The following is a 26,186-nucleotide window of genomic DNA, read 5'->3' as shown; positions in this document are numbered from 1 at the left end:
AGCATGCCGGGTGGAGGATTTCTCACCAGGGGCGCCCCACGCTCCTGGCCTCCGAGCACTCAGAGGGGGTTCAGGTGCGCGGTTTTTCCCTGCTGGATTCATCGGGTCTGCCCGTTGCAAAAACGTGTTTTGATCCCGCAAACATTCCGGAGGCACTGCATCTTGACGTATGGCGACAGGCCTCGCGTTGCGGTGCCCAGGTGGACAGTCTGCAGCGGGACTGGCGCTTTCGCGGCCGCACCAGCAACTGGTACACCGACGGCGTGGTGTTCTCTCACACCCTCTGCGACGCCACCCACTATCAGCGCACCCCACGGCATATCCGCCGCGGCGACAGCGACTGCCTGGTCCTGAAACTGCAACTGGCTGGCCACCAGCAGGGCATCTTCGGCGATTTTGACCACTTCTCGTCGCCGCCGGGGACACTGGTGCTGCAGGACTGGGCCATTCCCTACAACATCACGACCACACCCTACGAAGTCATGGCCGTATCCATCCCCCGTTACCTCCTGCGGGGTAGTCATCTCATGTACCGCCGCAACCCGGTCATCACCTGGCAGCCCGATTCTCCCCAGGCCCGCCTGCTGGTGCCCATCCTGACACAGACACTGAAGAGTCTTGCGACCGCGAGCGCGGGCGAAGCGGATGCCTACGCGGCGGGGATCACCGGCCTGCTCGACGGTCTGCTGCTGGGGGACCGGGAACTGCTGCAGAGCAAATACCGCGAGCGCGACCGCCTGGAGGATATGCGCCAATACCTCTCGCGCCACCTCTCGGACCCCGACCTGGGAGCGGACCACCTCTGCCGCCAGTTTCACTGCTCGCGCGCCACGGTGTACCGCTTATTCCAGCGGGAGGGCGGTATCGCAACCTTTATCCTGCGTCAGCGCCTGCAACGATGCATGCAGGAAATCAGCCGCATGGGCGTGGTACAGAAGGGATTCCTGGAGGCCCTTGCCCACACCTGGGGCTTTTCCAGCCGCGCCAACCTGGCGCGTCACTTCAAGGCCTATTACGGCATCACGCCACAGCAGGCCGTCGAGGCAGCCAGAAGCCACCAGAACGAAGGGCAGCGGGAAATGAACGCTCCCTACTGGCGGGATGCGCATCGGGTGAGTCGCTGGCTTGAGAGCATCGCACCGGGCGCCAGTCCAACTGAGCCGGCAGGGGCTCATGGAGGGGCCCGCCAGGGGCCGCGGGAACTGGCTGGACACTAGCTCCCCCGCCCCTGTGGGGCTGAAGCTACACAGTGGGGCCGGGCAGCCCCTCGCTTGCGGGCATTCGCCCACAAAAAAACCCGGCGTGTCACCACGCCGGGTTTTTCGGGTTCAAAGCCTCTCGGCTCAGACCACTACAATGTTCTCGGCCTGGGGGCCTTTCTGCCCTTGAACCACATTGAACTCGACTTGCTGGCCTTCAACCAGAGTCTTGAAGCCGGAACCTTGGATCGCGCTGAAGTGCGCGAATACGTCGGGGCCGTTTTCCTGAGCGATGAAGCCGAAACCTTTAGTTTCGTTGAACCATTTTACGGTGCCAGTTGCCATGATAGCGTCCTGTATTTCAAAAATATAACGATGCCTTCCGCAGAAGGCGGTAAAGCTTGGTAGTGCAAAGACTTATGAAACAGGGGACGTAATCTGACAAGCTGCCAGTTGGTTCTGTATCAATCAGCGCAAGAACAATCAAGCTGAGACCAAGTATACCCTGACCGCCTCCACCGTCAATTGCTATTTTTACGCTTTTTCTGCCTGCCACTGCCGGGGTGCGCAACCGTACCATTGGCGGAATGCCCGGCGAAAACTGCCCGCATCGGCAAAACCCAGCTGAGCCGCTACCGCCGCCACATCCTGGCCCCGGGCAAGCCCGGTTGCCGCCGCCTCGGCCAGGGCTCGCTCGCGCAACTGCCTGAAACCACTACCCTCCTGTCGGAGCTGCTGACGAAAGGCGGACACCGATTTGCCTAGCTCCCGGGCGAGCTCTGCCTGGGTCGGCAGTGGCTGGCCCCGGGTCAGCATGGCGGAGAACAGAATGGCAACCTGGGCCGACAGGCTGTGCCGCGTGGGAAGGAATACCGCGCAGGGAAACAGTTCAAAGAAGCGCGGAAACTCCGCGGCCGTGCGCACCACCGGCCAGGCCAGCACAGAGCGTTCAAAAACCAGGGCATAGTCACTCCCGCCCGATAACACGGGCGCGCGAAACAGCTTGAGGAAGGGCAACACGTCATCCCGACGGGTAGGACCTGCGCGCACCTGGCGCAGCGGCAGCTCACGCCCCGCCAGCCATTGCAGCAACTGGTGAAAGGCAAACAGCCCGGTGATGTCCACCATGTCGCTGGCCGTGGTGGTCTGCCGGCGCAGAGAGTCCAGTTTGAACAAGGCCTGATCAGCGGACAGCTCCAGGCTGATCTGGCCGGCACGGGGATACAGCAGATCGGCAAACCGGGCCAGCAGCTCGACTGCCTCGGCCAGGGATGCGCCGGTCAGCGCGCAGCGGCATTGCAGCTCGACTTCGCGGCGCGCCATTGGCGCGTGCTCATCGCCGCTGGCCACATGGGCTTCCAGTGCCTGGATGGCGCGCAGATACCAGCGCATGAAGCCCGCGGCATTGGCGGTATCACCGGTGACACTGACCTCCAGACCAGCGGCCTGCAACTCGCTTTCCAGCAACTGCCGCAGGGGCTGAAACAAGTCAGTGTTAAGGGCAGCGACCGACATGGAGACACTCCTGCAATGCACGAACAGAATGACTAAAACAGACACAAATGTAACGCTTTATTGACACTTCAGTCACGACAGACAGCGTCCACCCCACTAAGCTGGATCCCGATCGTTCATTCACAGGAGCAGTTTGGCCATGACCACTCGTGAACTCAAAGTTGTTGTCCTCGGTGCCGGTATGGCGGGCATGCTGGCGGGCATTCAGCTGCAGAAACGCGGCTACCGCAATGCCGTGATCTATGAAAAGGCGGATCGCGTGGGCGGTACCTGGCGTGAAAACACCTACCCGGGTCTGACCTGCGACGTCCCCTCGCATTTTTATACCTACAGCTTTGAACGCAACCCCGACTGGACCCGACACCTGCCACCCGGCCCCGAGATCCAGTCCTACTTCGAGCGCACCGCGGCAAAATATGGTGTGTTGGACATGATCCGCTTCAACGAAGAAGCCGAGAGCGCGGAGTGGCGCGACGGCAAATGGCAGCTGCAATTCAAGAGCGGGCACAGCGATAGCGCCGACGTGTTGATCGCCGCCACCGGTGTGCTGCACCAACCCCGCTACCCGGACATCCCGGGCGCCGGCGATTTCCGCGGCGCCCTTTTCCACAGCGCACGCTGGGACCACAGCGTGGCTCTCGACGGCAAGCGGATCGCTGTCATCGGCAACGGCTCGACCGGGGTGCAGATCATTTCCGCCCTGGCCGGCCGTGCGGCACACCTGGAGCACTACCAGCGCACCCCGCAATGGATCATGCCGGTGGAGAACGGCGAGTTCAGCGAAGAGGAGCGCGCCGCCTTCCGCGATCCGGAAGTGCTCAACCGGGTGATGAATCACGACGAGTACATGGCGGCGGTAGAGGCCTACACCCAGGCCGTTACCAATGTGGACTCTCCCGAGGCCCAGGAGATGATCAAGGCCTGTGTCGACAATCTCGAGCAGAGCGTTCGCGACCCGGAACTGCGCGAGCGCCTGCGCCCGGATCACACGCCGCTGTGCAAACGCCTGATATTCTCGCCGGACTACTACGAAGCGATCCAGCATCCGAATGCCGAGCTGGTCACCACCGGTATCGAGCGGATCGAGGCAAACGGCATCCGCACCCGGGACGGCGAACTGCATGAACTGGACGTGATCGTCTATGCGACCGGCTTCCACGCCGACGCCTTCATGCGTCCCATGCAGATTACCGGCGCCGGCGGGGTCACCCTGCAAGACTACTGGGCCGACAAGCCCCGCGCCTACCTGGCGATCAGCATGCCCGACTTCCCCAACCTGTTCATGCTCAACGGCCCCAATGGCCCGGTGGGCAACTTCTCCCTGATCGATATCGCCGAGAACCAGTGGATCTATATCGACCAGCTGCTGGAGCGCCTGCGCCAAGGGGATTGCGATGCGCTGGCACCCTCCCACGCCGCCACGGAGGCCTTCGAGGCGGCCCGTGTCGAGGCCGCCCGCAACACCGTGTGGTTCAAGGGCGGCTGTTCCAGCTGGTATCTCGACAAGGAGGGCATTCCCTCCAGCTGGCCCTGGAACTTCGAGCGCTTCGTCAGTGAAATGGCGGAACCGGACTGGGCCGCCTTCGGCCTGCCCGCTCCCTCCGCCGACGACCAGTCGCAAGTCGCCTGACGGTCCGGGGCCCGCAAGCGGCGGGCCCCGCCCCCGACAGTCCAGTCCAGGTAGCCCCACCGGCACGGCTGCGGTCACCGGGCCTGCTTGCCCAGCGGGTCCGCATTGCGTATGTTCCTCCGCGGATTCGCAAGGTGGAAGCAAGGCCATGGATGACTATCGGGAAGACTGGGAAGGGCTGCTCGGGGCGTGGCGAGAACGCACTGCCAGGGCACAGGCGATGGGCGGCGAGGAGCGTGTTGCACGGCAACACGCCCGCGGCCGCCACACCGCCCGGGAGCGGATCGCGGCCCTGTGTGACCCGGACAGCTTCTGCGAGTACGGGGCTCTCGCGGGCGGCCAGCATCCCGGGGGCCATGAGCCGGTAGCGGCGGACGCCCTGGTGGGCGGGACCGCCCGTGTCAACGGCAACCCGGTGGTGCTCTTCGCCGAGGACTTCACTGTACAGGGCGGCAGCATTGGACACCCCAACGCCGCCAAACGCGCGCGCCTGGTACGCCTCGCCCTGGAACAGGGTCTGCCCCTGCTGATGCTGCTCGACGGCGCCGGGGAACGCGCCTCCAACCAGGGCGAGCGCTACCCCCATGCACCGGGCGACCTGCAGCTGCTCGCCGATCTCCAGGGCCAGGTGCCAACCGTCGCCCTAGTACTGGGCACCTCCGCCGGCCACGGCGCCCTGGCCGGGATGTTCGCCGACCTGGTCATCATGCTGGAAGGCAGTGCCCTTTTCAGCGCCGGCCCGCCACTGGTCAAGGCCGCCATGGGCATCGACACCACCGCCGCCGAACTGGGCGACGCCCGCATGCATACCCGCGACAGTGGCGTGGCACACAATCTCTGCGCCAGCGAAGCCGACTGTTTTGCCACGGCGCGCTATTTCCTCAGCCTGCTGCCACCCCGCCGCGGGGCAGATCTTCCTGAAGTAGCCCAGGGTAAAACCACCCAGCCCTACCGCTGCGAGGCCCTGGCAGGCCTGATACCCCCGCGGGTCGACCTGCCCTACGACATGCGCGCGGTGTTGCGAGAGCTGGTCGACCGCCACACCCTGTTCGAACTGCAACCGGACTATGGCCGCACACTGGTCACGGCGCTGGCGCGGATCGGTGGATGCCCCTGCCTGCTGGTGGCCAACCAGCCGGCAGTCCAGGCCGGCGCCATCACCCGGGACGCCGCCCTCAAGGCTCGCCACTTTATCGACATGGCCAGTCGCTTCGGCCTGCCCCTGGTCAGCCTGGTAGACAACCCGGGCGTCATGCCCGGACCGGAAGCCGAGCGCTCGGGTGTACTGCGTGCGGCGGGCGAGATGTTCCAGGCCCAGCGCCGCTACCGGGGTCGCAAGGTGGTCGTGGTTCTGCGCAAAGCCTTTGGTTTTGGCTCTTCGGTGATGGGCATGAACCCCTGGGATCAGCAGCTGGTCACGCTGGCATTGCCGGGTATCAGCCTGGGGGGCGTGCCCGCGCTGGGTGGCGCGGCTGCCAGCGGTGCGGACGACGACGAGGCGCTGGCGATGCAAACCCGGCAGAGCGGCGCCTGGCTGGCAGCCGACGCCATGGCAGTGGACCGTGTCGTGGAACCCGCGGCACTGCGCAACGAACTGATCGCAGCCCTTGCGACCTGATTGGATGCCCGTTGCCGCAGTCGGCTGAGTTACAATGGTCGCATGAGAGACGCCCGGGAGACACTGCAGACAGTTTTCGGCTACGACGCCTTCCGGCCTCTGCAGGAAGCCATCGTCGATCACGTGATCGACGGTGGCGACGCCATGGTTCTGATGCCCACGGGGGGAGGCAAGTCCCTCTGTTACCAAGTGCCGGCACTGGTCCGCCCCGGCTGCGGCGTGGTGGTGTCACCCCTGATCGCCCTGATGCAGGACCAGGTCATTGCCTTGCAGGAGCTGGGGGTAAATGCAGCCTACCTCAACTCGACCCTGGAGCCCCAGGCGGCCCGGGCGGTGGAGGACGCATTACTCGCCGGTGAGCTGGACCTGCTCTACATTGCCCCCGAGCGCCTGGTGCAGCCGCGCACCTTGTTCCTGCTGGAGCGGGCGCGCATTGCCCTGTTCGCAATCGACGAAGCCCACTGCGTCTCGCGCTGGGGCCACGACTTTCGCGCCGACTACCTGCAGCTGAGCCTGCTGCATGAGCGCTTCCCGCAGATACCCCGCCTGGCCCTGACCGCGACCGCCGACGCGCGCACCCGCGAGGAGATCATCCAGCGACTCGACCTGCACGAGGCCGGCCAGTTCATCGCCGGCTTCGACCGCCCCAATATCCGCTACCGGATTGCCCTCAAGCAGAACCCGCGCCAGCAATTGCTGCAGTTCCTGCGCGAAGAGCACCCCCGGGACTCCGGCATTGTCTATTGCCTCTCGCGCAACAAGGTCGAGGAGACCGCCCAGTGGTTGAGCGCCCAGGGCTTCCACGCCCTGCCCTACCACGCCGGGCTACCCGCGGCGCTGCGCGCCACCCACCAGGCGCGCTTCCTTCGCGAGGAGGCCGTGGTCATGGTGGCGACCATCGCCTTTGGCATGGGCATCGACAAACCCGATGTGCGCTTTGTCGCCCACCTCGACCTGCCGCGCACCATCGAAGCCTACTACCAGGAAACCGGCCGCGCCGGGCGGGATGGCCTGCCCGCGGATGCCTGGATGGTCTACGGCCTGCAGGACGTCCTGAAACAGCGGCAGATGCTGGACGCGTCCGAAGGCAACGATACCTTCAAGCGGGCCGAGCAGCAGCGCCTGAATGCCATGCTTGGTCTGTGCGAGGTCACCGGTTGCCGGCGCCAGGTTCTGCTGCGCTACTTCGGCGACACACTGCCCTCCCCCTGCGGCAACTGCGACACCTGTCTCGAACCGGTCGACAGCTGGGACGGCACCGAAGCCGCACGCATGGCACTGAGCGCGGTGTATCGCACCGAGCAGCGGTTTGGGGTCAATCACCTGATCGACGTCCTGCGCGGCAATGAAAACGAGCGCGTGCGCCAGTTCGGTCACCAGCGGCTGCCTACCTTCGGCGTGGGGGAAAAGCTGGATGCCAACCAGTGGCGCTCGGTATTCCGGCAATTGGTCGCCCGCGGGCTGCTGGACAGCGATCCGGAGCGCTATGGCGCGCTAACCCTCGCCGAATCCTGCCGCCCGCTACTGCGCGGTGAAGAAGAATTGTGGCTGCGCCGGGACCAGCGTCCGGTGCGGCAGCGTAGCACCCGCAGCGCGGGCGAAGCCTTCGACGTGGACAGCGAACTCTGGGAGGCCCTGCGCGAGTGTCGGCGCCAACTGGCCGAAGAACAGGGCAAGCCACCCTACATCATCTTCCACGATCGCACGCTGCAGGAAATGTGCCTGCGTCTGCCCCGGGATATTCAGGCCTTCGGCGAGCTGAGTGGCGTCGGACAGAACAAGCGTGACAAGTACGCCAGTGCATTTTTACAGGTGATAGACTCACATTTGCAGAATCGCCTTCATTAACCCAGCCACACGGGAGAACAATAAAGTGAGCGACAAACGCATCCCCCGGGACAACCAGAACGATTACGGCCACGACATCATCGCCCGCCGCCAGGAGTTCATCGAAGCGGAGACCGGCGCGAGACTCGACCACACCCGGCGCTATTCCTTCGACCCACAAGACATGTCCGGCAACATCGAGAACCTGTTTGGCGTCGTCCAGGTACCGGTCGGCCTCGCCGGCCCGCTGTTGGTCGACGGGGAGCACGCCCAGGGTGAGTTCTACGTGCCAATGGCGACCATCGAGGGCACCATGTTGGCCAGCTACAACCGCGGCATGAAAGTGATTCGCGAAAGCGGCGGCGTCCGCACCACGGTCTGCGGCGAGGCCATGCAGCGCGCGCCCTGCTTCGTTTTTCGCGATGCCCGCGAAGCGCGGGACTTCGAGCAGTGGCTGGTGGCCAACTTCGAGCCGATCCGGGAGGTGGCGGAATCCACCACGTCCATCGGGAAACTCCAGGAAATCGAACACTATATCGCCCACAACATGGTGTTCACCCGCTTCGACTACACGACCGGGGATGCCGCTGGCCAGAACATGACCAGCAGGGCCACCTTCGCCGCCTGCGAGTGGATCCGCCAGCAGGTGCCGCACATGCGCCACTACCTGCTCTCGGGGAACTTCGATACCGAGAAACGCACCTCCTCGGTGAACTCCCTGAAAGGCCGCGGCCGCCGCGTCACCGCCGAAATCACCGTGCCCCGCGACGTGCTCCAGCGCAATCTGCGGGTCACCCCGGAGGCCATGCACTACGGGCAGGGCATTACCACCATCGCCTCTTTCCTGACCCACTCCTCCAACAACGCCGCCCACCCCGCCAATGGCCTGGCCGCGCTCTACCTGGCCACCGGACAGGACATCGCCAATATCGGCGAATCCAACCAGTGCACGGTCTACACGCGGGTTACCCGGGACGGTGACTATTTCTTTTCCGTGACCCTGCCGGCACTGATTCTCGCCACCCACGGCGGTGGCACCAACCTGCCCACCCAGCGGGAATGCCTTGAAATCCTCGGCTGTCACGGCAAGGGCAAGGCCCTGAAACTGGCCGAGATTGCGGCCGGCCTGGTGGTCGCCGGCGAGCTCTCCCTGGGCGCGGCCACGCGCGTCGACAAGGCCACCGGGCGCAATGAATGGGTCGAGGCCCACGAGCGCCTGGGCCGCAATCGCTGAGCGCGCAGGACGCGAGCACACTGCATAGTTGAACCAGGCCTGGCCCGACTCTCGGTCGGGCACCTGATGGTTGCCATGCTATACCGGCAGCGCTGGGGCACTCGCGGATGCCGGTCTAAGATCGGTGAACGATCAGCGATGTACCAGGCAGCAAGACATGGAACCTGCAGACAGCAACAAGGCCCGCGTCACTCAGTTTCTCGACGATCTGAGTCACGGGCGGGTGGAATCCGCGATTGCCGCCTACGCCACCGACGGCGACGTCGAGACCATGGGCGAGACACTCATTTCCGGTGTCACTGACTTCCCGGGCATCCCGGATGCCATCCGCGGCATCCTCCAGGTATTCCCCGACGGCATCACTTTCACCATCAAGAGCATGGTCGCCGAGGGCGACAAGGTGGCCGTGGAAGCCAGCAGTCTGGGCGAACACGTCTCCGGCAAGACCTACAGCAACGACTACCACTTTCTCTTCGAATTCCGCGACGGCAAGCTGCTGCACCTGCGCGAGTACATGGATACCGAACGGGTCACCGAGGTGCTGTGCAACGGCATGCGCCCTCCCTACAGCCTGGATGACTGAGCGCGGCCAGCCCGGTACACTCGTCGGCTAAAGGCCGGCGGATGACCCGATGACCCCTCCCCCAAAAGCTTCCCAGCGTCTGCTCTCGCTCATTGAACGCGCGGGCAACCGATTGCCGGACCCGGCGGTCCTGTTCATAGCCCTGCTGGTGATTACCTGGGCGCTGTCGGCGCTGTTCTCCCTGTTCAGCTATGACCTGACGGACCCGCGCACCGGTCAGCCACTGGTCGTGGTCAACCAGCTCGCGCCCGAGGCCATGACGGCCTTTCTTGCCGACATGGTGCAGACCTTTGCACACTTCCATCCGATCGGTGTGGTGCTGGTGGCCATGCTGGGGATCGGCGTCGCCGAGCACAGCGGTTTTATCCATACCGCCCTGCGCGCCATGCTGCGTGTCACGGCAAACTGGCTGCTGACGCCGATGATCATCGGCGTGGGCATTGTCAGCCACACGGCAGCGGACGCCGGCTATGTCCTGGTCATTCCCCTCGGCGGCATCATTTTCCACGCCGCCGGACGGCATCCCCTGGCCGGGATCGCCGCCGCCTTCGCCGGCGTGTCGGGGGGCTATGCCGCCAACTTCGTACCCTCGGCAGTCGACCCCATGCTGCAGGGCATCAGCCAGTCCGCCGCGCAGATCCTCGACCCGGCAGTCAGCCTCAACCCGCTGAACAACTATTTCTTTACCGCCAGCTCCTCTGTGCTGATCATTCTCGCGGGCTGGCTGATTACCGACCGTATCGTCGAACCGAGACTGCGCCACACGGCAATTGATCAGGAGGAGGAAGCCGAGGGCAGCCTCCAGGCGGAGACCGGCCCACGGGAGCAACGCGCCCTGCGCGCCGCCCTCTGGACCATGCTCGGCTCCCTGCTCCTGCTACTTCTCAGCGCCCTGCCCGAAGGTTCCGCCTGGCGCGGCAGCAACGGTTCTCTGACAGAGTTCGGTGCCCCCCTCATGGAGGCCATCGTCCCCTTGATCTTTCTCTTCTTCCTCTTGCCGGGGGTGGTCTACGGCGTCATGGCGGGCACCATCAGCAGCAGCCGGGACGTCATTGATGGGATGAGCAAGACCATGCAGACCATGGCCTACTACCTGGTCATCATGTTCTTTATCGCCCAGTTCATCTACGCCTTCAGCCAGTCGAACCTGGGTATTCTGCTGGCACTGACCGGTGCGCAGTCGCTGCAGGCCATGGGCCTGCCGGCGGCCCTGACAGTCTCGGGGGTGGTGCTGCTGACCGGCCTGCTGAATCTTTTCGTGGGCTCCGCCTCGGCAAAATGGGCCCTGCTGGCACCCATCCTGGTGCCCATGCTGATGGAGCTGGGAATTTCACCGGACCTGACACAGGCCGCCTACCGGGTGGGCGATTCCACGACCAACATCATTACGCCACTCATGCCCTACTTCCCCCTGGTGGTGGTCTATTGCCAACGCTATGTCCGGGAGACGGGGATTGGTACCGTGGTCGCGATGATGCTGCCTTATACCCTCAGCTTCATCGTCATCTGGACGCTCTTCCTGCTGGCCTACTGGGGGCTGGGGATCCCCCTCGGCCTGCAGGCGAGCTATGGCTACCCGGCGGGCTGAGGTGGCGCCAGGTCAGGTATCGAGGAGATGCCGGAAACTCTGGTGATGAAAACCCCGGGACTGCAGGAAGCGAGCCCGGCGCGCCTTCTCCCGGTTATCCCCCACCGGGCTCGAGGCGTACTTGCGCTGATACACCTGTTCCGCCAGGGCATCCCAGTCGGGCGATAACGTCCGCTCGGCCTGATTGATTGCGCCCTCGTCGAGCCCGCGCTCGCGCATCTCCTGGCGTACCCGCAGCGGACCGTAGCCGCGCTCCACGCGCTGCCGGAGAAAACTCTCGGCGAATCGCGCGTCGCTCTGCAGACCTTCCATCGCCAGGGCATCCAGCACCTCGTCCAGAAGCCCTCCCTCACCGAAACGACGACGCAGCTTCTGCGCCAGTTCCAGGCGAGAATGCTCGCGGCGCGCCAGCAGGTTCATTGCCGCGAGCCGCAAATCCCGGGTGTCAGTGGTGTTCTGCATACGGTTTCGCTCGGGTCGCCTGGGGGGTAGCCAGCGCGGCGGGCTGAGCGGAACGCCCGCGCCCGCTGGCCACGCCGCGGGGCTCATTCCGCGTCAACCGTACCGCCCTGCTCGGCCGCTGCCGCGGACTTGGGCACGGGGGCGGCCATCAATTGACTGCGAATCTGGCTTTCGATCTCGCTGGCAATCGCCGGGTTTTCCTCCAGGAAGCGCGCGGCATTGGCCTTGCCTTGGCCGATCTTGTCGCCCTGGTAGGCATACCAGGCGCCCGACTTGTCGACCAGGTTCAGTTTCACACCCCAGTCAATCACCTCGCCCAGGTGATAGATGCCCTTGCCGTAGAGAATCTGGAACTCCGCCTGCTTGAAGGGCGGGGAGACCTTGTTCTTGACCACCTTGACCCGGGTTTCGTTGCCGACCACCTCGTCGCCCTCCTTGACTGCACCGATCCGGCGGATATCCAGACGCACGGAGGAGTAGAACTTGAGGGCGTTGCCACCGGTGGTGGTTTCCGGATTGCCGAACATGACGCCGATCTTCATGCGGATCTGGTTGATGAAGATCACCAGGCAGTTGGTCTGCTTGATGGTGGCGGTCAGCTTGCGCATGGCCTGGCTGAGCAGGCGGGCCTGCAGACCGACATGGGAATCCCCCATCTCGCCCTCGATTTCCGCCTTCGGGGTCAGCGCCGCCACCGAGTCCACCACCAACACGTCGACAGCGCCGGAGCGCACCAGCATCTCCGCCACTTCCAGGGCCTGCTCGCCGGTATCCGGCTGGGACAGGATCAGGTCGTCCACCTGCACACCGAGCTTTTCCGCATAGATCGGATCGAGGGCGTGCTCGGCGTCAATGAAGGCCGCCGTTCCACCGGCCTTCTGTGCCTCGGCAATCACCTGCAGCGTCAGGGTGGTCTTGCCCGACGACTCGGGCCCGTAGATCTCGCAGATGCGGCCCTTGGGCAGACCGCCGATACCGAGGGCGATATCGAGCCCCAGGGAGCCGGTGGAAATGGCCGGTATCGCCACGCGCTCGGTATCACCCATGCGCATGACGGTACCCTTGCCAAACTGCCGTTCAATCTGCCCCAGGGCGGCGTCCAGTGCTTTCTGCTTGTTCGGATCCATAGTCGACCTCGTTACGGAAGCGTTTGCCATGATGGCGGGAACGGCGCGCCGGGAGTGCCCCCCGGACCGGCGCCAACCCGACCCAACTACTGTATATATACTCAGTGCATCAGAAACAGATTGCAAGCCCCAAAACGCCCGTTTTCCATCCTTCGCGTAGCGACCTGCCGGAAAAGGCGACAGGTCGGCCGGGACACTCCGACTGGAGCCCCGGCCCCACAAGCCGTAGAATAGCCGCCCCTGATTGTCCCGGAGAGCAACGCGCCCCCATGCCTACCCCCGATCGCGCCACCCTCGAGCACTGGCTTCAGAAAGCCCGGGTCACCGTCGAACTCTGCGACCACTGCGAGGGCCTGCACCTGAGCGACCTGCGCCAGCTGGAGGGCGTGGTGGACAGCCGCTTGCTGGTGGAACCCTTTGGCGTCCTGCTTACCACGGGCCTGGAGGTGCGGCCGATGGCGCTGATGGCGATTGCCGCGGACCTCGGCCGCCTGAGCATGGACTACCCGCTGTTGAAGCTGTTCCTGGACATTGTCGACGACGCCACGCCGCAACTGGTGGTCTCGGCCATCTATCCCGGCGCCGCGGGCATGACCCAGGCGCAGTTTGCCGATTTCCTCGCCGCGGGTCTGCAGGCGACCCGGGAGCTGGCCACGGAGTGCCTGCGCCTCGACTATCTGTTCGCGGGGGAAAGCCAGGCGCCACTGGCGCCCAGCACCCGCTTGCACTGAAGCGCCCCGCTCGGACACGGCCGCCGCGCGCGGCGCGCCGCGGCAGGCCTCAGCGGTCGGGCAGGGTAATATTCAGCTCCAGGACCGAACAATTGCCGTTCTGGTCCAGCTGCACGTCCACCTGGTCCTGCTCCACCTCGACGTACTTGCGGATCACCTCCAGCAACTCCTGCTGCAGGCGCGGCAGCCAGTCCGGCTGATTGCGCTGGGACCGCTCGTGGGCGACGATGATCTGCAGGCGCTCCTTGGCGATCGAGGCCGTGTTCTTCCGGCCGCTGCGGAAATAGTCGAAAATCCCCATCACTTCCTCCCAAACAGGCGCTTGAACAGGCCGCGGCTCTCCAGTGACAGAAAGCGGTGATCGCGGTCTTCACCCAGCAGTCGCGCCACGGCATCGTCGTAGGCCTGACCCGCCTCGCTCTCGCGATCGTGGATCACCGGGACCCCCTGGTTGGAGGCCTTGAGCACCGACTCCGACTCCGGGATCACCCCCAGCAGGCGGGTGGCGAGAATATCCTCGACATCCTCCACCGAGAGCATCTCACCGCGCTCCACCCGTACCGGGTTGTAGCGGGTCAGCAGCAGGCACTCCTCCACCCGCTCGCCCTGCTCGGCGCGGCGGGACTTGCTCTGCAGGATGCCCAGGATGCGGTCCGAGTCGCGTACCGAGGAGACCTCGGGGTTGGCCACCACGATCGCGGTATCGGCAAAGTACAGCGCCATGAACGCGCCGTGCTCGATACCCGCCGGCGAGTCGCAGACGATATATTCAAAACCGTCCGCCGCCAGGTCCTGCAGCACTTTCTCCACGCCCTCGACAGTGAGGGCGTCCTTGTCGCGGGTCTGGGAGGCGGGGAGGATATAGAGATTGTCGACCCGCTTGTCCTTGATCAGCGCCTGGCGCAGGTTGGCTTCGCCGTTGATGACGTTGACGAAATCGTAGACCACACGGCGCTCGCAATTCATGATGATATCGAGGTTGCGCAGCCCGATATCGAAATCCACCACCACCGTCTTGTGCCCGCGCAATGCCAGGCCGCTGCTGATGGCGGCGCTGGTGGTGGTCTTGCCCACCCCGCCTTTTCCTGATGTCACAACAATGATTCTGGCCACGTAAGTGATCCTTGTAGCGATTGGATGAATGAAAAACTGACCCGGGCGGTCAGACCAGGGCCTCGACCCGCAGGGTCTGCGCATCGAGACTGATCTGCACCGGCCGCTTCCACAGCGGCCCCTGCAGGTCGTCGTGCAGCTTGAAGTCACCGGCAATGGAAACCAGCTCGGCCTCCAGGCTCTGGCAGAAGATCCGCGCCTGGCTGTCCCCGCGCACACCGGCCAGGGCGCGCCCCCGCAGGGGGCCATAGACATGGATATTGCCATCCGCCAGGACCTCTGCCCCCTCGGATACCGATGAGAGCACAATCAGGTCGCCACCCGCCGCATAGACCTGCTGACCGGAGCGCACCGGCGTGGTGACCACCCGGCTCGGAGAAGGGGATTCCAGCGCTGCGGGTGTAGGTGCTGCGGGTGTAGGTGCCTCGGGTGTTTCCGGCGGCGCGGTATCGCCTGCCGGCTCCCGCGGAGACCGCGCGCCGCGAGCGCGACTGGCGGGAAGGCAGGCCAGGCCCGCTTCCCGGGCCATCGCCTCGCGTCCCGGGCTACCCCCGCGCACGCCGACCGGCAGCAGTCCGTGTCGCCGGCACAGGTCCACCAGCTCGCTCAGTGGCAGCTCAACGCTTTCGGCGAGCCCGTCCAGGTCGAGGATCACCGGCGTGTCGCGGAAAAACGCCGGAGCCTCGGCCACCTTGTCCTGCAGATCCTGCAGGAAACGCTGCGAATCCCAGGCGACCAGCTCCAGCGCTGTCATCGGAAACAGGCCGCCCTTGAGGCGGAAAGTCGCGGTGGATGAGTCGGTGGCGGGACGTGCCGGGGAGGTAGCAGACATGCAGACAACAGCGATCCAGTTGGGGTTTGAAAGCCGGAGATTCTCGCACATGCGGGCCAGGAAGTCGTCAGCCGATGGACGATTTCCACGCTCTCCCTGTGTTAGGGTAGGGGTCTTTGTCGCGATCGGAAGGGGGCAACTCTTTGCTGGACCGACTACAGCGGGCACTCGGCTTACAGACCATTCCCGGCGTGTTCTTCAGCGCGGCGGCAATCGCCATCATTTTCGTCGCCATCGCCATTCCGATGGATCAGGAAGTCGCGGCCTTCTTCGGCAGCCTGACCCGCTGGGTCGCACGATACCTGGGCTGGTTCTACATTCTCTCGGTGACGGCTCTGCTGGTCTACTTGCTGACACTCGCGCTGGGGCGCTACGGGAGCATTCGCCTGGGCGCGGATGACGCCCGGCCGGATTACAGCAATGCCACCTGGTTTACCATGCTGTTTGCCGCCGGCATCGGCACCATCCTCATGTTCTGGGGGGTCGCCGAGCCGATCTCCCACTTCTCCGCCCCGCCCTTCCCCGGTGTCGAGGCCGGCTCCGAGGACGCGGCGAGACAGGCGATGACCCTGGCGCTCTACCACTTCGGCCTGCACACCTGGACCATTTTCGCCCTGCCCGGCCTGGCCATTGCCTACTTTGCCTACCGCCACGCCCTGCCCATGCGCATCAGCAGCCTGCTCTACCCGCTGCTCGGCGAGCGCGTGCACGGCCCCCTGGGCCAGGTGGTCGACGTGGTCGCCGTGCTGGGCACCCTGTTTGGCGTCGCCACCTCCCTCGGACTCGGGGCAATGCAGTTGAACAGCGGGCTGCACTTTCTCTTCGGTACGCCCACCAGCGCCGGGGTGCAGGTCATCCTGATCACGGTCATTGCGGGTATCGCCGGCATTTCGGTCGCTCTCGGCCTCGACAGCGGCATACGCCGGCTGTCGCAGCTGAACATCCTGCTCGCGCTGCTGCTGGCACTGCTGATCGCGGTGCTCGGGCCGTCGCTGCTGATCTTCGAGGGCATGGTGGAATCCGTCGGTGCCTACCTGGATGACCTGCCTTGGCTGGCCTTCTGGACCCAGACCTGGACCGATTCCGACTGGCAACGGCGCTGGACCATCTTTTACTGGGCCTGGACCATTTCCTGGGCCCCCTACGTCGGCCTGTTCATTGCCCGCATCTCCCGCGGTCGTACCATCCGCGAATTTATTGGCGGCGTGCTGCTGGCACCGACCCTGTTCACCCTGGTCTGGTTCTCGATCTTCGGGCTCTCCGCCATCCAGGCGGAAATGAGCGGCGTGGCACTGGCCGACCAGGTCCACCAGGACCCCTCCGTGGCCGTCTTCGTGCTGCTGGAAACCCTGCCACTGACCACGCTGACCTCCCTGCTCAGCGTGATGATCATCATTATTTTCTTTACCACCTCGGCGGACTCCGCTTCGCTGGTGATCGATACCCTGACCCGCCGCGACGACCAGCCCTCGCTGGTGCGCCAGCGGGTGTTCTGGGCCGCGGCCCAGGGCCTGATCGCCGCCACGCTCCTGCTGGCCGGCGGGCTCGACGCGCTGCAAAACGTGATCACGGCCCTCGGCCTGCCCTTCTGCATACTGCTGCTATTCATGGCAGTATCCCTGGGGCGTGCCCTGCGGGCGGACTATCGCGGCTTCTCCGTGCAGGAACTGGCCCACGGCCAGGTCTACCCCGAGGTGGAAGCCACCCCCCAGACCACCGACACTGTGGAGGCACAGCATGTACCGGAAACTGCTGATCGCGGTTGACCCCGAGGACGACGGCGAGGGCAAGGTGGCCCTGGAGACTGCCTGCCAGCTGGTGGAGGAGAGCGGCGAACTGCACCTGGCGAGCATCTATCAGCCAGGCAGCGCCGGTTTCTTTCCGCACGTGGAAAGCGAGACACCCGAGGAGAAAGAGGCGGAGGTGCGCAAGTGGCTGGACCTGCTGATGCGCAAGTACCTGCCGATGAACCGCTCGGCGAGCCTGCACGTGGTTGCCGGCACACCGGGGGAGGCCCTGGTGGCGTTGGCAGCCTCCACCGGCGTGGACCTGCTGTTGCTGGTGTCCCGCGGCTCGAGCAGCCACTGGCCCCTGCGCAAGGCGACCGTCGAGTACGTCAGCGTCAACGCGCCCTGCGCGATCCTGATCCTGCCGCCGATTCCCCGTGAAGAGCGCGAAGAACAGGCCGAGGCAAAACAGAGCTAGTCCGCTGCCCCCGCGGGAACGGCCTCAGCCCTCCTCGTCCGCCTGCTGGCGACGCGCCTGATCCAGCTGGTGTTCGCGATACACCGCGCGGATTTCCTGCATCACGGCGTCGACATCGGCATCCCGCGGCACGTCCTCGACGGTGCCGCTGAGCGGTGACTCGGGCTCCAGGTCGCCGGCCTCGAAACGCCCCCAGATTTCCTCGGCATAGCGGGTTTCCAGCAGCTCGGCGGCAAACTGCCCGTAGTACTGCGTCATGCGCCGAACATCGCGAACGAACATGGCCATGGCATTGTTGTTGGAGGCGGCATCCACGGCCTGGGGCAGATCAATGATCACCGGCCCGCCGGCATCGACCAGCACGTTGAACTCCGAGAGATCGCCGTGAACCAGGCCGGCGCAGAGCATGCGAGTGATGTAGCGCAGCATCAGCTCAAAATCCTCCCGCGCCTGCTCCGCCGACATGCTGACCTCGGCCAGTCGCGGTGCGACTTCGCCCGCCTCGTCCACCACCAGCTCCATCAGCAGCACGCCCTCCACAAAGGCGAGGGGTGCCGGCACCCGCACATCGGCCTCGGCCAGCCGGTACAGGGCGCTCACTTCCGCACTCTGCCAGGCCTCCTCCTGCTGTTCACGGCCGTAACGCGAGCCCTTTTCCATCGCCCGCGCGCGCCGGGAATTGCGGACCTTGCGGCCCTCGGTATAGCGAGCGGCCTGGCGGAAACTGCGCTGGCGGGCCGCCTTGTAGACCTTGGCGCAGTACAGCTCCCCGCCGTGGCGCACCACGAAGACATCCGCTTCTTTCCCGCTCATCAGCGGGTGAATCACCTCGTCAACCAGGCCGTATTCGACCAGCGGCTGCAGGCGCTCCGGGGTTTTCATCGCGGTGTGGGCTTGCCCGGCTTCTGGCGCGAGGCAGCGACGTCCGGCCGGGGCCGCTTCTTGCCCGCCGGGGCCTTTTTGCCCACGGGCTTGCCGCCCTTGGGCTTGCGGGCGGCCCCCGCCTTGCCGGCACTGCCCAGGGGTGACAGCTGCAGGCGCTGGCCCGAGACCCAGACGCCCTGGAGGTGCTGGAAGACCTCATCCGGCATGCCTTCGGGCAGGTCGACAGTACTGTAGTCCTCGTGGATCAGTATCTTGCCAATGTGCTCCGAGTCGATATCCGCCTCATTGGCGATCGCCCCCACCAGGTTGCCGGGTTTGACCCCGTGCTGGTGACCGACCGCCACCCGGTAACGCTGCATGCCCGACTGCACCGGCGCCGCGGCGGCGCGGGAATCGCCCGCGGCCGCGGGCTCCCGACGCGGGGCCCGCGGTGGCCGCGGATCACTGCGCCCGGGGGCCGCGCCCCGCCCCGGCACCTCGGTGCCGGCAACCGGTGGGGCGGGCGTATTGCCCTGGGCCAGTACCACCAGGGCCGCGGCGATTTCCAGGACCGGCACACCGAATTCGTGCTGATAGCCCTGAACCAGCTCGCGGGCCGCATCCAGCTCGGCCACATCGAGGGTCTCGGTGATGCGCTGGCGGAAGCGGGCACTGCGCTTGTCGGTCACTTCCTGAGAGGTCGGCACCTGCATGGGCTCGATCTGCCGGCCGGTGGCGCGCTCGATGGCCTTGAGCAGACGGCGCTCGCGATTGGCCACGAACAGGATCGCCTCGCCGTGACGTCCGGCGCGACCGGTACGGCCGATGCGGTGGATATAAGCCTCGACATCGTAGGGAATATCGTAGTTAATCACATGGGTGATGCGATCCACATCCAGCCCGCGGGCCACCACGTCGGTCGCCACCAGGATATCGATGCGCCCGGCCTTGAGGTTTTCGACGGTCTTTTCCCGCTGGGCCTGCGCCACGTCGCCGGTCAGTGCCGCGCTGGCGAATCCGCGGGCGGCGAGCTTTTCGGCCAGCTCCGTGGCGGCGATACGCGTACGCACGAAGATGATGATGCCGTCGAAGTCCTCCACCTCGAGGATACGCGTCAGGGCGTCGAGCTTGTGCACGCCCGACATCATCCACACCCGCTGACGGATGCGCGATTCGGTCACCGAGCTCACCTTGACGGTAATCTCACGCGGCTCGTGCAGGTGGGTCTTGGCTATCCGACGGATGGCCTCGGGCATGGTCGCGGAGAACAGGGCCACCTGGCGCTCGGGTGGGGTGTGGGAGAGGATCCACTCGACATCGTCGATAAAGCCCATGCGCAGCATCTCGTCGGCCTCGTCCAGAACCAGCGTGCGCAGACTGCCCAGATCGAGGGAACCGCGGCGCATGTGGTCCATTACCCGCCCAGGCGTCCCGACAATCACCTGCACGCCGCGGTTGAGCTGACGCAGCTGGGTGCGCATGTCGGCGCCACCGTAGAGCGGCAGCACATGAAAGCCCGGCAGGTAACGGGCGTAGCTCTGGAAAGCCTCGGCGACCTGCAGGGCCAGCTCGCGAGTGGGTGCCAGCACCAGGACCTGGGGTGCCGACTGCTGCGGATCCAGCCGCGCCAGGCAGGGCAGCGCAAAAGCGGCAGTCTTGCCGGTACCGGTCTGGGCCTGACCGACCAGGTCGGCGCCGGTCAGCAACAGGGGAATGGTCTCCGCCTGGATGGCCGAGGGCGTTTCGTAGCCGACGTCGATCAGGGCCTTTTGCAGCGGCTCGGGCAGGTTGAGGTCCGCAAAGCGGGCGACGGGTGTTTCCTGGGGCATGAAGTTTTCCGGACCGCGACCTGCGCGGACAGTGAGAGGCGATAGAAGGGGGCGACCGGGCACACATGCCGGCGCATGCGACTATCATAGCAGTCGCGGCCGTTTCCTGCACCGGCAAGCTGCCGGCGGCGGCAATACTACCCGACTGGGGCGTTCAATCCTCCAGCCAGAGCCGCATCAGGTTGGTCCGCACCAGGCTGAGCCGGTCAAACTGCTGCGACTTGCCCCGCTCGGAGAATTCCTCGCGCAGGGCCAGCTCCAGTTCAAACAGCAGGGCGCGCTGCTGTGCATCGCGCACCAGGCTGCGCACCCAGCCCACAACGGCGATGCGCTCGCCGCTCACCACCGGCTCCACCCGATGCAGGTAGACCGTGGGATACAGCAGCAGATCCCCGGCGCCCAGCTTCCAGGCACGCTCGCCGCTGCTGTCTTCGAGCACCAGCTCGCCCCCCTGGTAGTCCGCCTCGGATGTGAGCCCCAGGGTGAAGGACAGATCGGTCCGCTGGCCCGCAATCAGGCAGTCATCCACATGAGAGCCGTAGGCCATGCCCTCGCGGTAGCGGCTGATCATCAGTCGCGGAAAGGCCTTGGGGCGCGCCGCCAGGGCAAACAGGGTGTGTTCGCGCAAGTGTCGCTCGACCATGTCCAGCAAGGTCTCGGTGTGGCGGTCCCGCTGCGCCTGCTCATTGCGCTTGACCGTCCGCGCCGCCCAGCCCGCACTCGTCTCGCCGGTGACAAACTGGCAGCGCGCCGCCCCGTCGCGAATGGCGTCGAGGGTAGCGGCATCAATGACCTGTGGCAGGTGGAGAATCATGGCAATGTTAATGAGAACCAGAGTTATTTGCAGTCAGGGCTCGCGAAGGTGCATTATAGACATCTCACAACCCGGATGAGAGGGGAATATGAACGAACGTCGCAAATTGTGGATGGGGCTGAGTGCCGCCCTGATGGTCGGGACAACATCGGCGCACAGCGCCCTGCCGGTTGAGAAGGGGACCCCGGGCAGCAGCCAGGCCCTGCAGCTGGCGGCCCTCGGGGGTGAAGGCGAAGGCGCGGAGGCGTCGGTGGATCTGCGCACGGACGATGTCAGTTACCTGGGGCAGCTGGGGCTGGTCCGGGGGCATCTCTGGGTCGGCCTGCAGCTCTATCGCCACGACCACCGGGAGATGGCGCGCACCCACATGAAGCATCCCGGCGACGAACTCTACAGCAGCCTGGTGCCGGCCATGCAGGCCCGCGACGTACCCGCCTTCGCCGAGACCCTGTCGGCCCTGAGCGACAGCGTCAATGCCGATGCGCCACTCTCCACCGTAGAGGAAAAGCACGCGGCCCTCTCCGATGCCATCGCCGAGGCCGAACAACTCGACCAGGCCGCGCTGAAGACGGTACTGCTGAGCATCGCCTACATGACGCGCACCGCCGCAGAAGAATATGCACTGGGGGTCAAGATGGGGGATGTGGTCAACCATCACGAGTACCAGGACTCCTACGGCTTCACCGAAGTGGCGAGGCAGCGCCTGGACCGCCTGACTCCCGACCAGCGGGCCGCCGGCCCGGAGGCCATCGCGGCGGTTCGCGAACAGCTGCAACAGATCGACAGCCTGTGGCCGGAGCTGGTCCCAGAGGCCCGTCTGAACGGCGATGCCAGTGTGCTCTACGGTGCCTCCGCCCGCATCGAGATTGCCGCCGGCAGCCTGTAGCCCCGGCACCCCGGCGCCTTCTCGCCCGGCGCCGGGGCTTCCGATCAGGGCAGTGCGTCCCCGCCCTCCTCCCCCGCTTCCCGCGCCACCAGCAGATCCTCCCGGGACACTCCCAGCATCAGCAGGATGTTGGAGGCCATGTAAATCGACGACCAGGTCCCCACGCCGACCCCCACCAGCAGGGCAATGGCGAAGCCAAAAATCATGTCCCCACCCCAGACCGCCAGCGCCACCAGCACCAACACGGTGGTCAGGGAGGTAATCAGCGTACGCCCCAGTGTCTCGGTGATGGAAATGTTGACCACCGCCGCCGGTATCTCGCTGCGCAGCCGCCGGAAGTTTTCACGAATGCGGTCGAAGACCACGATGGTATCGTTCAGGGAATAGCCGATCACCGCAAGAATGGCCGCCAGCACAGTGAGGTTGAACTCCATGCCGGTGAGCGAGAAAAAGCCCAGCGTGATGATGACGTCGTGCACCAGGGCAATCACCGCGCTCGCGGCGAACTTGAGCTGGAAACGAAAAGCGATGTAGAGCGTAATCAGCCCCAGCGCCAGCACCATGGCCAGGCCGCCCTGCTCGCGCAGCTCGCTGCCCACCTGGGGGCCGACAAATTCGGTGCGGCGCAACTCCACCCCACCGGCGACGTCGGCCCGCAGCAGCCCCAGTACCCGAGGCACGCCCGCCTCGCCGGTCCCGGCAGGCAGGCGCACCAGCACGTCGCGATCGCTGCCATAGGCAACCACCACTGCACCCCCGATCCCCGCGCTGGACAAGGTTTCCCGGATCGCGTTCAGATCCGCGCTATCGCTGTAGTGCAGTTCCAGCAGCGTGCCGCCGGTAAAATCCAGCCCCCAGTTCAGTTGCCGGGTGGCCAGCGATGTCACGGAGGCCAGCAGCAGGCACAGGGACAGCCCCAGGGCCAGCCGACGCCAGCCCATGAAATTGATGATGTTCATAGTCATGTCTCGCAGTAATCCCATTCTCTGGTGCGCCCTGCAGTCGCGCGCACCCTTCGGTAAGAATCACGCGAGTCGGGGCGGACCCTGGGGCTGGCAAGGCGCACGCAGCAGGCGCAGACGGGGGGACTGGGTGGGCCGCGGCCGGGGGACCGCCATCGGGCGGTAGTCGACGGAGGCGCGCAGGCTTGGCGCCAATGCGGGGGCCGGGGGCTCATCGGCCCGGCTCCCGCTCTCCACCAGGAACAGGCCGCTGCCATCCAGGGCCGGGCGCAACTGCCTGTCATCGTCGACCTGGTCCGGCGATGCTGCCGAGGCCAGCGACAGGTTCGCCAGCACCAGCAGGATCAGTGCCAGTGGGGCAAGGCAGCGGCGCAGGGGGAGGAACGTCATCGACGGCGGACAACAGGATGAAGGTGACGTTTTTTACCATGCGCTGGCACCGGCGGGAAGCGAATTAGTGCCAGAACGGGACCGCTGAAGCCCGCGCCGACGCGGGCGGGCACAGCGACATGCCCAGCGCCCCTGTCGCCCGGGCGACCGGATCCCGTATCATGACGCCTCGTCATTCAGCCGACAGGAAGCGTTTTTCTTGAGTTCATCCGCCAACCACACTCCGATGATGCAGCAGTATCTCGCCCTCAAGGCAGAGCACCCCCGGGACCTGCTGTTCTACCGCATGGGCGACTTCTACGAGCTGTTCTACGAAGACGCCCGCCGCGCCGCGGAACTGCTCGACATCACCCTGACCGCCCGGGGCAAATCCGCGGGTGAACCGATCCCCATGGCAGGTGTGCCCTTCCACTCCGCCGAGGGCTACCTGGCGCGGCTGGTGCGCGCGGGCATCTCGGTGGCGATCTGTGAACAGGTCGGGGATCCGGCCACCAGCAAGGGCCCGGTGGAGCGCCGGGTGGTGCGGGTGGTCACCCCGGGCACCCTCAGCGACGAGGCGCTGCTGGAGGAGCGCAGCGACAACCTGCTGGTCGCCCTCGCGCATCACGGGGACCACTACGGCCTGGCCCACCTGGACCTGGCCAGCGGCCGCTTCCGGGTCCTCGAGGTCCGCGGTGAGGAGGCCCTGGCCAGCGAATTGCAGCGTCTGGACCCGGCGGAACTGCTGTACCAGGAATCCATCGGCCTGCCCCTGGTCACCGCCCGCCGCGGCGCCCGCGCGCAGCCGCCCTGGGAGTTTGATCAGACCGGCGCCCGCCGCGCCCTCAACAACCAGTTCCAGACCCACGACCTGCGGGGCTTTGGCTGTGACACCCTCGGCCTGGCCCTGGGTGCCGCCGGCTGCCTGCTGCAATACGTCAAGGACACCCAGCGCAGCAGCCTGCCGCACATTCGCAGCCTGGCCCATGAAAGCCGCGCGGAAAGTGTCATCCTCGACGCCGCGACACGACGCAACCTGGAGCTGGACCGCAACCTGGCGGGGGGCGAGGAGCACACACTGTTCGCGGTGATGGACAGCTGCCGCACCGCCATGGGCAGTCGCCTACTGCGCCGCTGGCTGCACCGACCGCTGACCGACGTCGCTACCCTGGAAGCGCGTCAGGACGCGATTGCCTGGCTGCTGCAGACAATGAACTTCGAGGATTTGCGCCGGAGCCTGAAAGCCATTGGCGACATGGAGCGGATCCTCAGCCGGGTCGCCCTGCGCTCCGCGCGCCCCCGGGACCTGACCCGCCTCGCCAGCTCCCTGGGGGTGCTGCCCGAGTTGCAGGACATTCTCAGCGGCTGCGAAGCCGGCCACCTGGCCAGCCTGGCAAAGCAGGCTGGCGAGTTCCCCGCCCTCTGCGAGCTGCTCGGGCGCGCCCTGATCGAGAATCCGCCGGTGGTGATCCGCGACGGCGGCGTTATCGCCGACGGCTACGATGCCGAGCTGGACGAACTGCGCGGCATCTCCGGCAATGCCGGCGACTACCTGCTGGAAATCGAACGCCGCGAGCGCGAGGCGACCGGGCTCAGCAGCCTGAAGGTCGGCTACAACCGGGTACACGGCTACTACATCGAGATCAGCCGCGCGCAAGCGGAGCAGGCACCGGACACCTACCAGCGCCGCCAGACTCTGAAAAATGCCGAACGCTTCATCACCCCGGAACTGAAAACCTTCGAGGACAAGGCCCTGTCGGCCAAGAGCCGTGCCCTGGCGCGGGAGAAGGCCCTCTACGACGAGCTGCTGGAGCGGCTCAATGATCAGCTGGCGCCACTGCAGGATTGCGCCGCCGCGGTCGCCGAGCTGGACCTGCTGGCCTGCCTGGCCGAGCGCGCCGACAGCCTTGAGCTGTGTCGCCCTGCCTTCAGCGACACCCCGGTGTTCGAGGTCGCCGGTGGCCGCCACCTGGTGGTGGAGCAGGTGCTGGAGGAGCCCTTCATCGCCAACGACGCCCTGCTCGACGAGCAGCGGCGCATGTTGCTGATCACCGGCCCCAACATGGGCGGTAAATCCACCTACATGCGCCAAAACGCCCTGATCGCCCTGCTCGCCCATATCGGCAGCTATGTGCCGGCGCGCAGCGTGCGCCTGGCGCCCCTCGATCGCATTTTCACCCGCATCGGCTCCTCCGATGACCTCGCCAGCGGCCGCTCCACCTTCATGGTGGAAATGACCGAGACCGCCAACATCCTGCACAACGCCACCGAGCGCAGCCTGGTGCTGATGGATGAGGTCGGGCGCGGGACCAGCACCTTCGACGGCCTCAGCCTGGCGTGGGCGGCCGCCATCCAGCTGGCCCGGGAGGTGCGTGCCTTTACTCTCTTCGCCACCCACTACTTCGAGCTTACCGCGCTGCCGGAGCAGTGTCCGACCATGGCCAACGTGCACCTGGATGCCACCGAACACCAGGACCATGTGGTGTTCCTGCACAATATTCAGGAGGGTCCGGCCAATCGCAGCTACGGGCTGCAGGTGGCCAAGCTGGCGGGCATTCCCGACGGTGTCCTCCGGGCCGCCCGGGAAAAGCTCGCTGCCCTGGAGCAGCAGAGCCGGGGCGACGGCAGTCCCCCCGTCCCCGCGGCACCGCCACCGGCCCAGAGTGACCTGTTTGCCAGCAACCAGCACCCGGCGCTGGAGCGCCTGCGGGAGCTGCCGCTGGACGACCTCAGCCCCCGCCAGGCCCAGGAAGCACTCTACGCACTGCGGGAAATGCTCGATCTGCCCTGATGGCAGT

General features: G+C 65.7%; 24 protein-coding genes. 12 read left to right on the top strand and 12 right to left on the bottom strand.

Going from position 1 to position 26,186, the window contains the following annotated elements; translation table 11 throughout:
• Window positions 1-74: 74 nt before the first annotated feature.
• Window positions 75-1,217 (top strand): helix-turn-helix domain-containing protein, encoded by a 1,143-nt coding sequence (locus tag ACYVGS_RS07115; protein WP_460587976.1) that lies wholly within the window; start codon window positions 75-77, stop codon window positions 1,215-1,217.
• A gap of 126 nt (window positions 1,218-1,343) precedes the next feature.
• Here the strand turns inward: ACYVGS_RS07115 and ACYVGS_RS07110 are convergent, their stop codons facing one another.
• Both ACYVGS_RS07110 and ACYVGS_RS07105 read right to left on the bottom strand, forming a co-directional pair.
• Window positions 1,344-1,544: a cold-shock protein gene (locus tag ACYVGS_RS07110; protein WP_460587975.1), complete on the bottom strand. Its 201-nt coding sequence runs from the start codon at window positions 1,542-1,544 to the stop codon at window positions 1,344-1,346.
• 189 nt (window positions 1,545-1,733) lie between these two features.
• Entirely contained in the window at window positions 1,734-2,714 is a 981-nt protein-coding gene (locus tag ACYVGS_RS07105) for a helix-turn-helix domain-containing protein (RefSeq protein ID WP_460587974.1), read from the bottom strand.
• Between the two features lie 139 nt (window positions 2,715-2,853).
• Here ACYVGS_RS07105 and ACYVGS_RS07100 point away from each other — a divergent pair, with 139 nt between their 5' ends.
• From ACYVGS_RS07100 to ACYVGS_RS07075, 6 genes are all read left to right on the top strand, one after another.
• Complete coding sequence (locus tag ACYVGS_RS07100) at window positions 2,854-4,344, top strand: flavin-containing monooxygenase (protein ID WP_460587973.1); 1,491 nt, start codon at window positions 2,854-2,856, stop codon at window positions 4,342-4,344.
• A gap of 148 nt (window positions 4,345-4,492) precedes the next feature.
• Entirely contained in the window at window positions 4,493-5,962 is a 1,470-nt protein-coding gene (locus ACYVGS_RS07095; protein WP_460587972.1) for an acyl-CoA carboxylase subunit beta, read from the top strand.
• A gap of 42 nt (window positions 5,963-6,004) precedes the next feature.
• Complete coding sequence (gene recQ / locus ACYVGS_RS07090) at window positions 6,005-7,810, top strand: DNA helicase RecQ (protein ID WP_460587971.1); 1,806 nt, start codon at window positions 6,005-6,007, stop codon at window positions 7,808-7,810.
• A gap of 25 nt (window positions 7,811-7,835) precedes the next feature.
• On the top strand, window positions 7,836-9,023 hold the full coding sequence (locus ACYVGS_RS07085; protein WP_460587970.1) for a hydroxymethylglutaryl-CoA reductase: 1,188 nt from the start codon (window positions 7,836-7,838) through the stop codon (window positions 9,021-9,023).
• 157 nt (window positions 9,024-9,180) lie between these two features.
• Window positions 9,181-9,606: a nuclear transport factor 2 family protein gene (locus ACYVGS_RS07080; protein WP_460587969.1), complete on the top strand. Its 426-nt coding sequence runs from the start codon at window positions 9,181-9,183 to the stop codon at window positions 9,604-9,606.
• A 49-nt stretch (window positions 9,607-9,655) separates the two neighbouring features.
• Window positions 9,656-11,194: an AbgT family transporter gene (locus tag ACYVGS_RS07075; protein ID WP_460587968.1), complete on the top strand. Its 1,539-nt coding sequence runs from the start codon at window positions 9,656-9,658 to the stop codon at window positions 11,192-11,194.
• 12 nt (window positions 11,195-11,206) lie between these two features.
• Here ACYVGS_RS07075 and ACYVGS_RS07070 read toward each other — a convergent pair whose 3' ends face one another.
• Together ACYVGS_RS07070 and recA are read right to left on the bottom strand one after the other, a co-directional pair.
• On the bottom strand, window positions 11,207-11,656 hold the full coding sequence (locus tag ACYVGS_RS07070) for a regulatory protein RecX (RefSeq protein ID WP_460587967.1): 450 nt from the start codon (window positions 11,654-11,656) through the stop codon (window positions 11,207-11,209).
• A gap of 83 nt (window positions 11,657-11,739) precedes the next feature.
• Entirely contained in the window at window positions 11,740-12,783 is a 1,044-nt protein-coding gene (gene recA / locus ACYVGS_RS07065) for a recombinase RecA (RefSeq protein WP_460587966.1), read from the bottom strand.
• A gap of 269 nt (window positions 12,784-13,052) precedes the next feature.
• Between recA and ACYVGS_RS07060 the strand changes: the two genes are divergently transcribed.
• A complete protein-coding gene (locus ACYVGS_RS07060; protein ID WP_460587965.1) occupies window positions 13,053-13,514 on the top strand; it encodes a type III secretion system chaperone family protein in 462 nt (153 codons plus the stop codon).
• A 49-nt stretch (window positions 13,515-13,563) separates the two neighbouring features.
• On the opposite strand, the gene minE is transcribed toward ACYVGS_RS07060, so the two are convergent.
• Genes minE through minC form a run of 3 tightly spaced genes read right to left on the bottom strand, consistent with a single transcriptional unit; the run spans window position 13,564 to window position 15,459 of the window.
• The gene (minE, locus tag ACYVGS_RS07055) at window positions 13,564-13,815 is read right to left on the bottom strand and encodes a cell division topological specificity factor MinE (RefSeq protein WP_460587964.1); all 252 of its coding nucleotides are present in this window, start codon (window positions 13,813-13,815) and stop codon (window positions 13,564-13,566) included.
• Window positions 13,815-14,627 (bottom strand): septum site-determining protein MinD, encoded by an 813-nt coding sequence (minD, locus tag ACYVGS_RS07050; protein WP_460587963.1) that lies wholly within the window; start codon window positions 14,625-14,627, stop codon window positions 13,815-13,817. The genes minE and minD overlap by 1 nt, the downstream gene beginning before the upstream one ends.
• A 49-nt stretch (window positions 14,628-14,676) precedes the next feature.
• Window positions 14,677-15,459 carry a septum site-determining protein MinC gene (gene minC, locus ACYVGS_RS07045; protein WP_460587962.1) on the bottom strand — a complete coding sequence of 261 codons (783 nt, stop codon included), beginning with the start codon at window positions 15,457-15,459 and terminating at the stop codon, window positions 14,677-14,679.
• A 143-nt stretch (window positions 15,460-15,602) separates the two neighbouring features.
• Here minC and ACYVGS_RS07040 point away from each other — a divergent pair, with 143 nt between their 5' ends.
• The gene (locus ACYVGS_RS07040) at window positions 15,603-17,225 is read left to right on the top strand and encodes a BCCT family transporter (RefSeq protein WP_460587961.1); all 1,623 of its coding nucleotides are present in this window, start codon (window positions 15,603-15,605) and stop codon (window positions 17,223-17,225) included.
• Window positions 17,197-17,664, top strand: a complete 468-nt coding sequence (locus tag ACYVGS_RS07035; protein ID WP_460587960.1) for a universal stress protein — start codon at window positions 17,197-17,199, stop codon at window positions 17,662-17,664. Before ACYVGS_RS07040 ends, ACYVGS_RS07035 begins: the two co-directional genes overlap by 29 nt.
• A 24-nt stretch (window positions 17,665-17,688) precedes the next feature.
• On the opposite strand, the gene ACYVGS_RS07030 is transcribed toward ACYVGS_RS07035, so the two are convergent.
• The 3 genes from ACYVGS_RS07030 to ACYVGS_RS07020 all read right to left on the bottom strand — a co-directional run bounded on the left by ACYVGS_RS07030 (window position 17,689) and on the right by ACYVGS_RS07020 (window position 21,171).
• The gene (locus ACYVGS_RS07030) at window positions 17,689-18,546 is read right to left on the bottom strand and encodes a PA4780 family RIO1-like protein kinase (RefSeq protein ID WP_460587959.1); all 858 of its coding nucleotides are present in this window, start codon (window positions 18,544-18,546) and stop codon (window positions 17,689-17,691) included.
• Window positions 18,543-20,357 (bottom strand): DEAD/DEAH box helicase, encoded by a 1,815-nt coding sequence (locus tag ACYVGS_RS07025; protein ID WP_460587958.1) that lies wholly within the window; start codon window positions 20,355-20,357, stop codon window positions 18,543-18,545. Before ACYVGS_RS07025 ends, ACYVGS_RS07030 begins: the two co-directional genes overlap by 4 nt.
• Before the next feature lie 154 nt (window positions 20,358-20,511).
• Window positions 20,512-21,171, bottom strand: a complete 660-nt coding sequence (locus ACYVGS_RS07020; RefSeq protein WP_460587957.1) for a Fe2+-dependent dioxygenase — start codon at window positions 21,169-21,171, stop codon at window positions 20,512-20,514.
• Window positions 21,172-21,259: 88 nt separating this feature from the next.
• Between ACYVGS_RS07020 and ACYVGS_RS07015 the strand changes: the two genes are divergently transcribed.
• On the top strand, window positions 21,260-22,057 hold the full coding sequence (locus tag ACYVGS_RS07015; protein ID WP_460587956.1) for a hypothetical protein: 798 nt from the start codon (window positions 21,260-21,262) through the stop codon (window positions 22,055-22,057).
• Window positions 22,058-22,101: 44 nt separating this feature from the next.
• On the opposite strand, the gene secF is transcribed toward ACYVGS_RS07015, so the two are convergent.
• Window positions 22,102-23,016 (bottom strand): protein translocase subunit SecF, encoded by a 915-nt coding sequence (gene secF, locus ACYVGS_RS07010; RefSeq protein WP_460588154.1) that lies wholly within the window; start codon window positions 23,014-23,016, stop codon window positions 22,102-22,104.
• A gap of 66 nt (window positions 23,017-23,082) precedes the next feature.
• Window positions 23,083-23,409 (bottom strand): hypothetical protein, encoded by a 327-nt coding sequence (locus ACYVGS_RS07005; protein WP_460587955.1) that lies wholly within the window; start codon window positions 23,407-23,409, stop codon window positions 23,083-23,085.
• Between the two features lie 226 nt (window positions 23,410-23,635).
• On the opposite strand from ACYVGS_RS07005, the gene mutS reads away from it, so the two are divergent.
• Window positions 23,636-26,179: a DNA mismatch repair protein MutS gene (mutS, locus tag ACYVGS_RS07000; RefSeq protein ID WP_460588153.1), complete on the top strand. Its 2,544-nt coding sequence runs from the start codon at window positions 23,636-23,638 to the stop codon at window positions 26,177-26,179.
• Window positions 26,180-26,186 lie beyond the last annotated feature (7 nt).

It is taken from the genome of Haliea atlantica, assembly GCF_054779855.1.
Note: the sequence above shows the minus strand (reverse complement) of the source record. Positions and strands in the feature narration are given on the sequence as shown.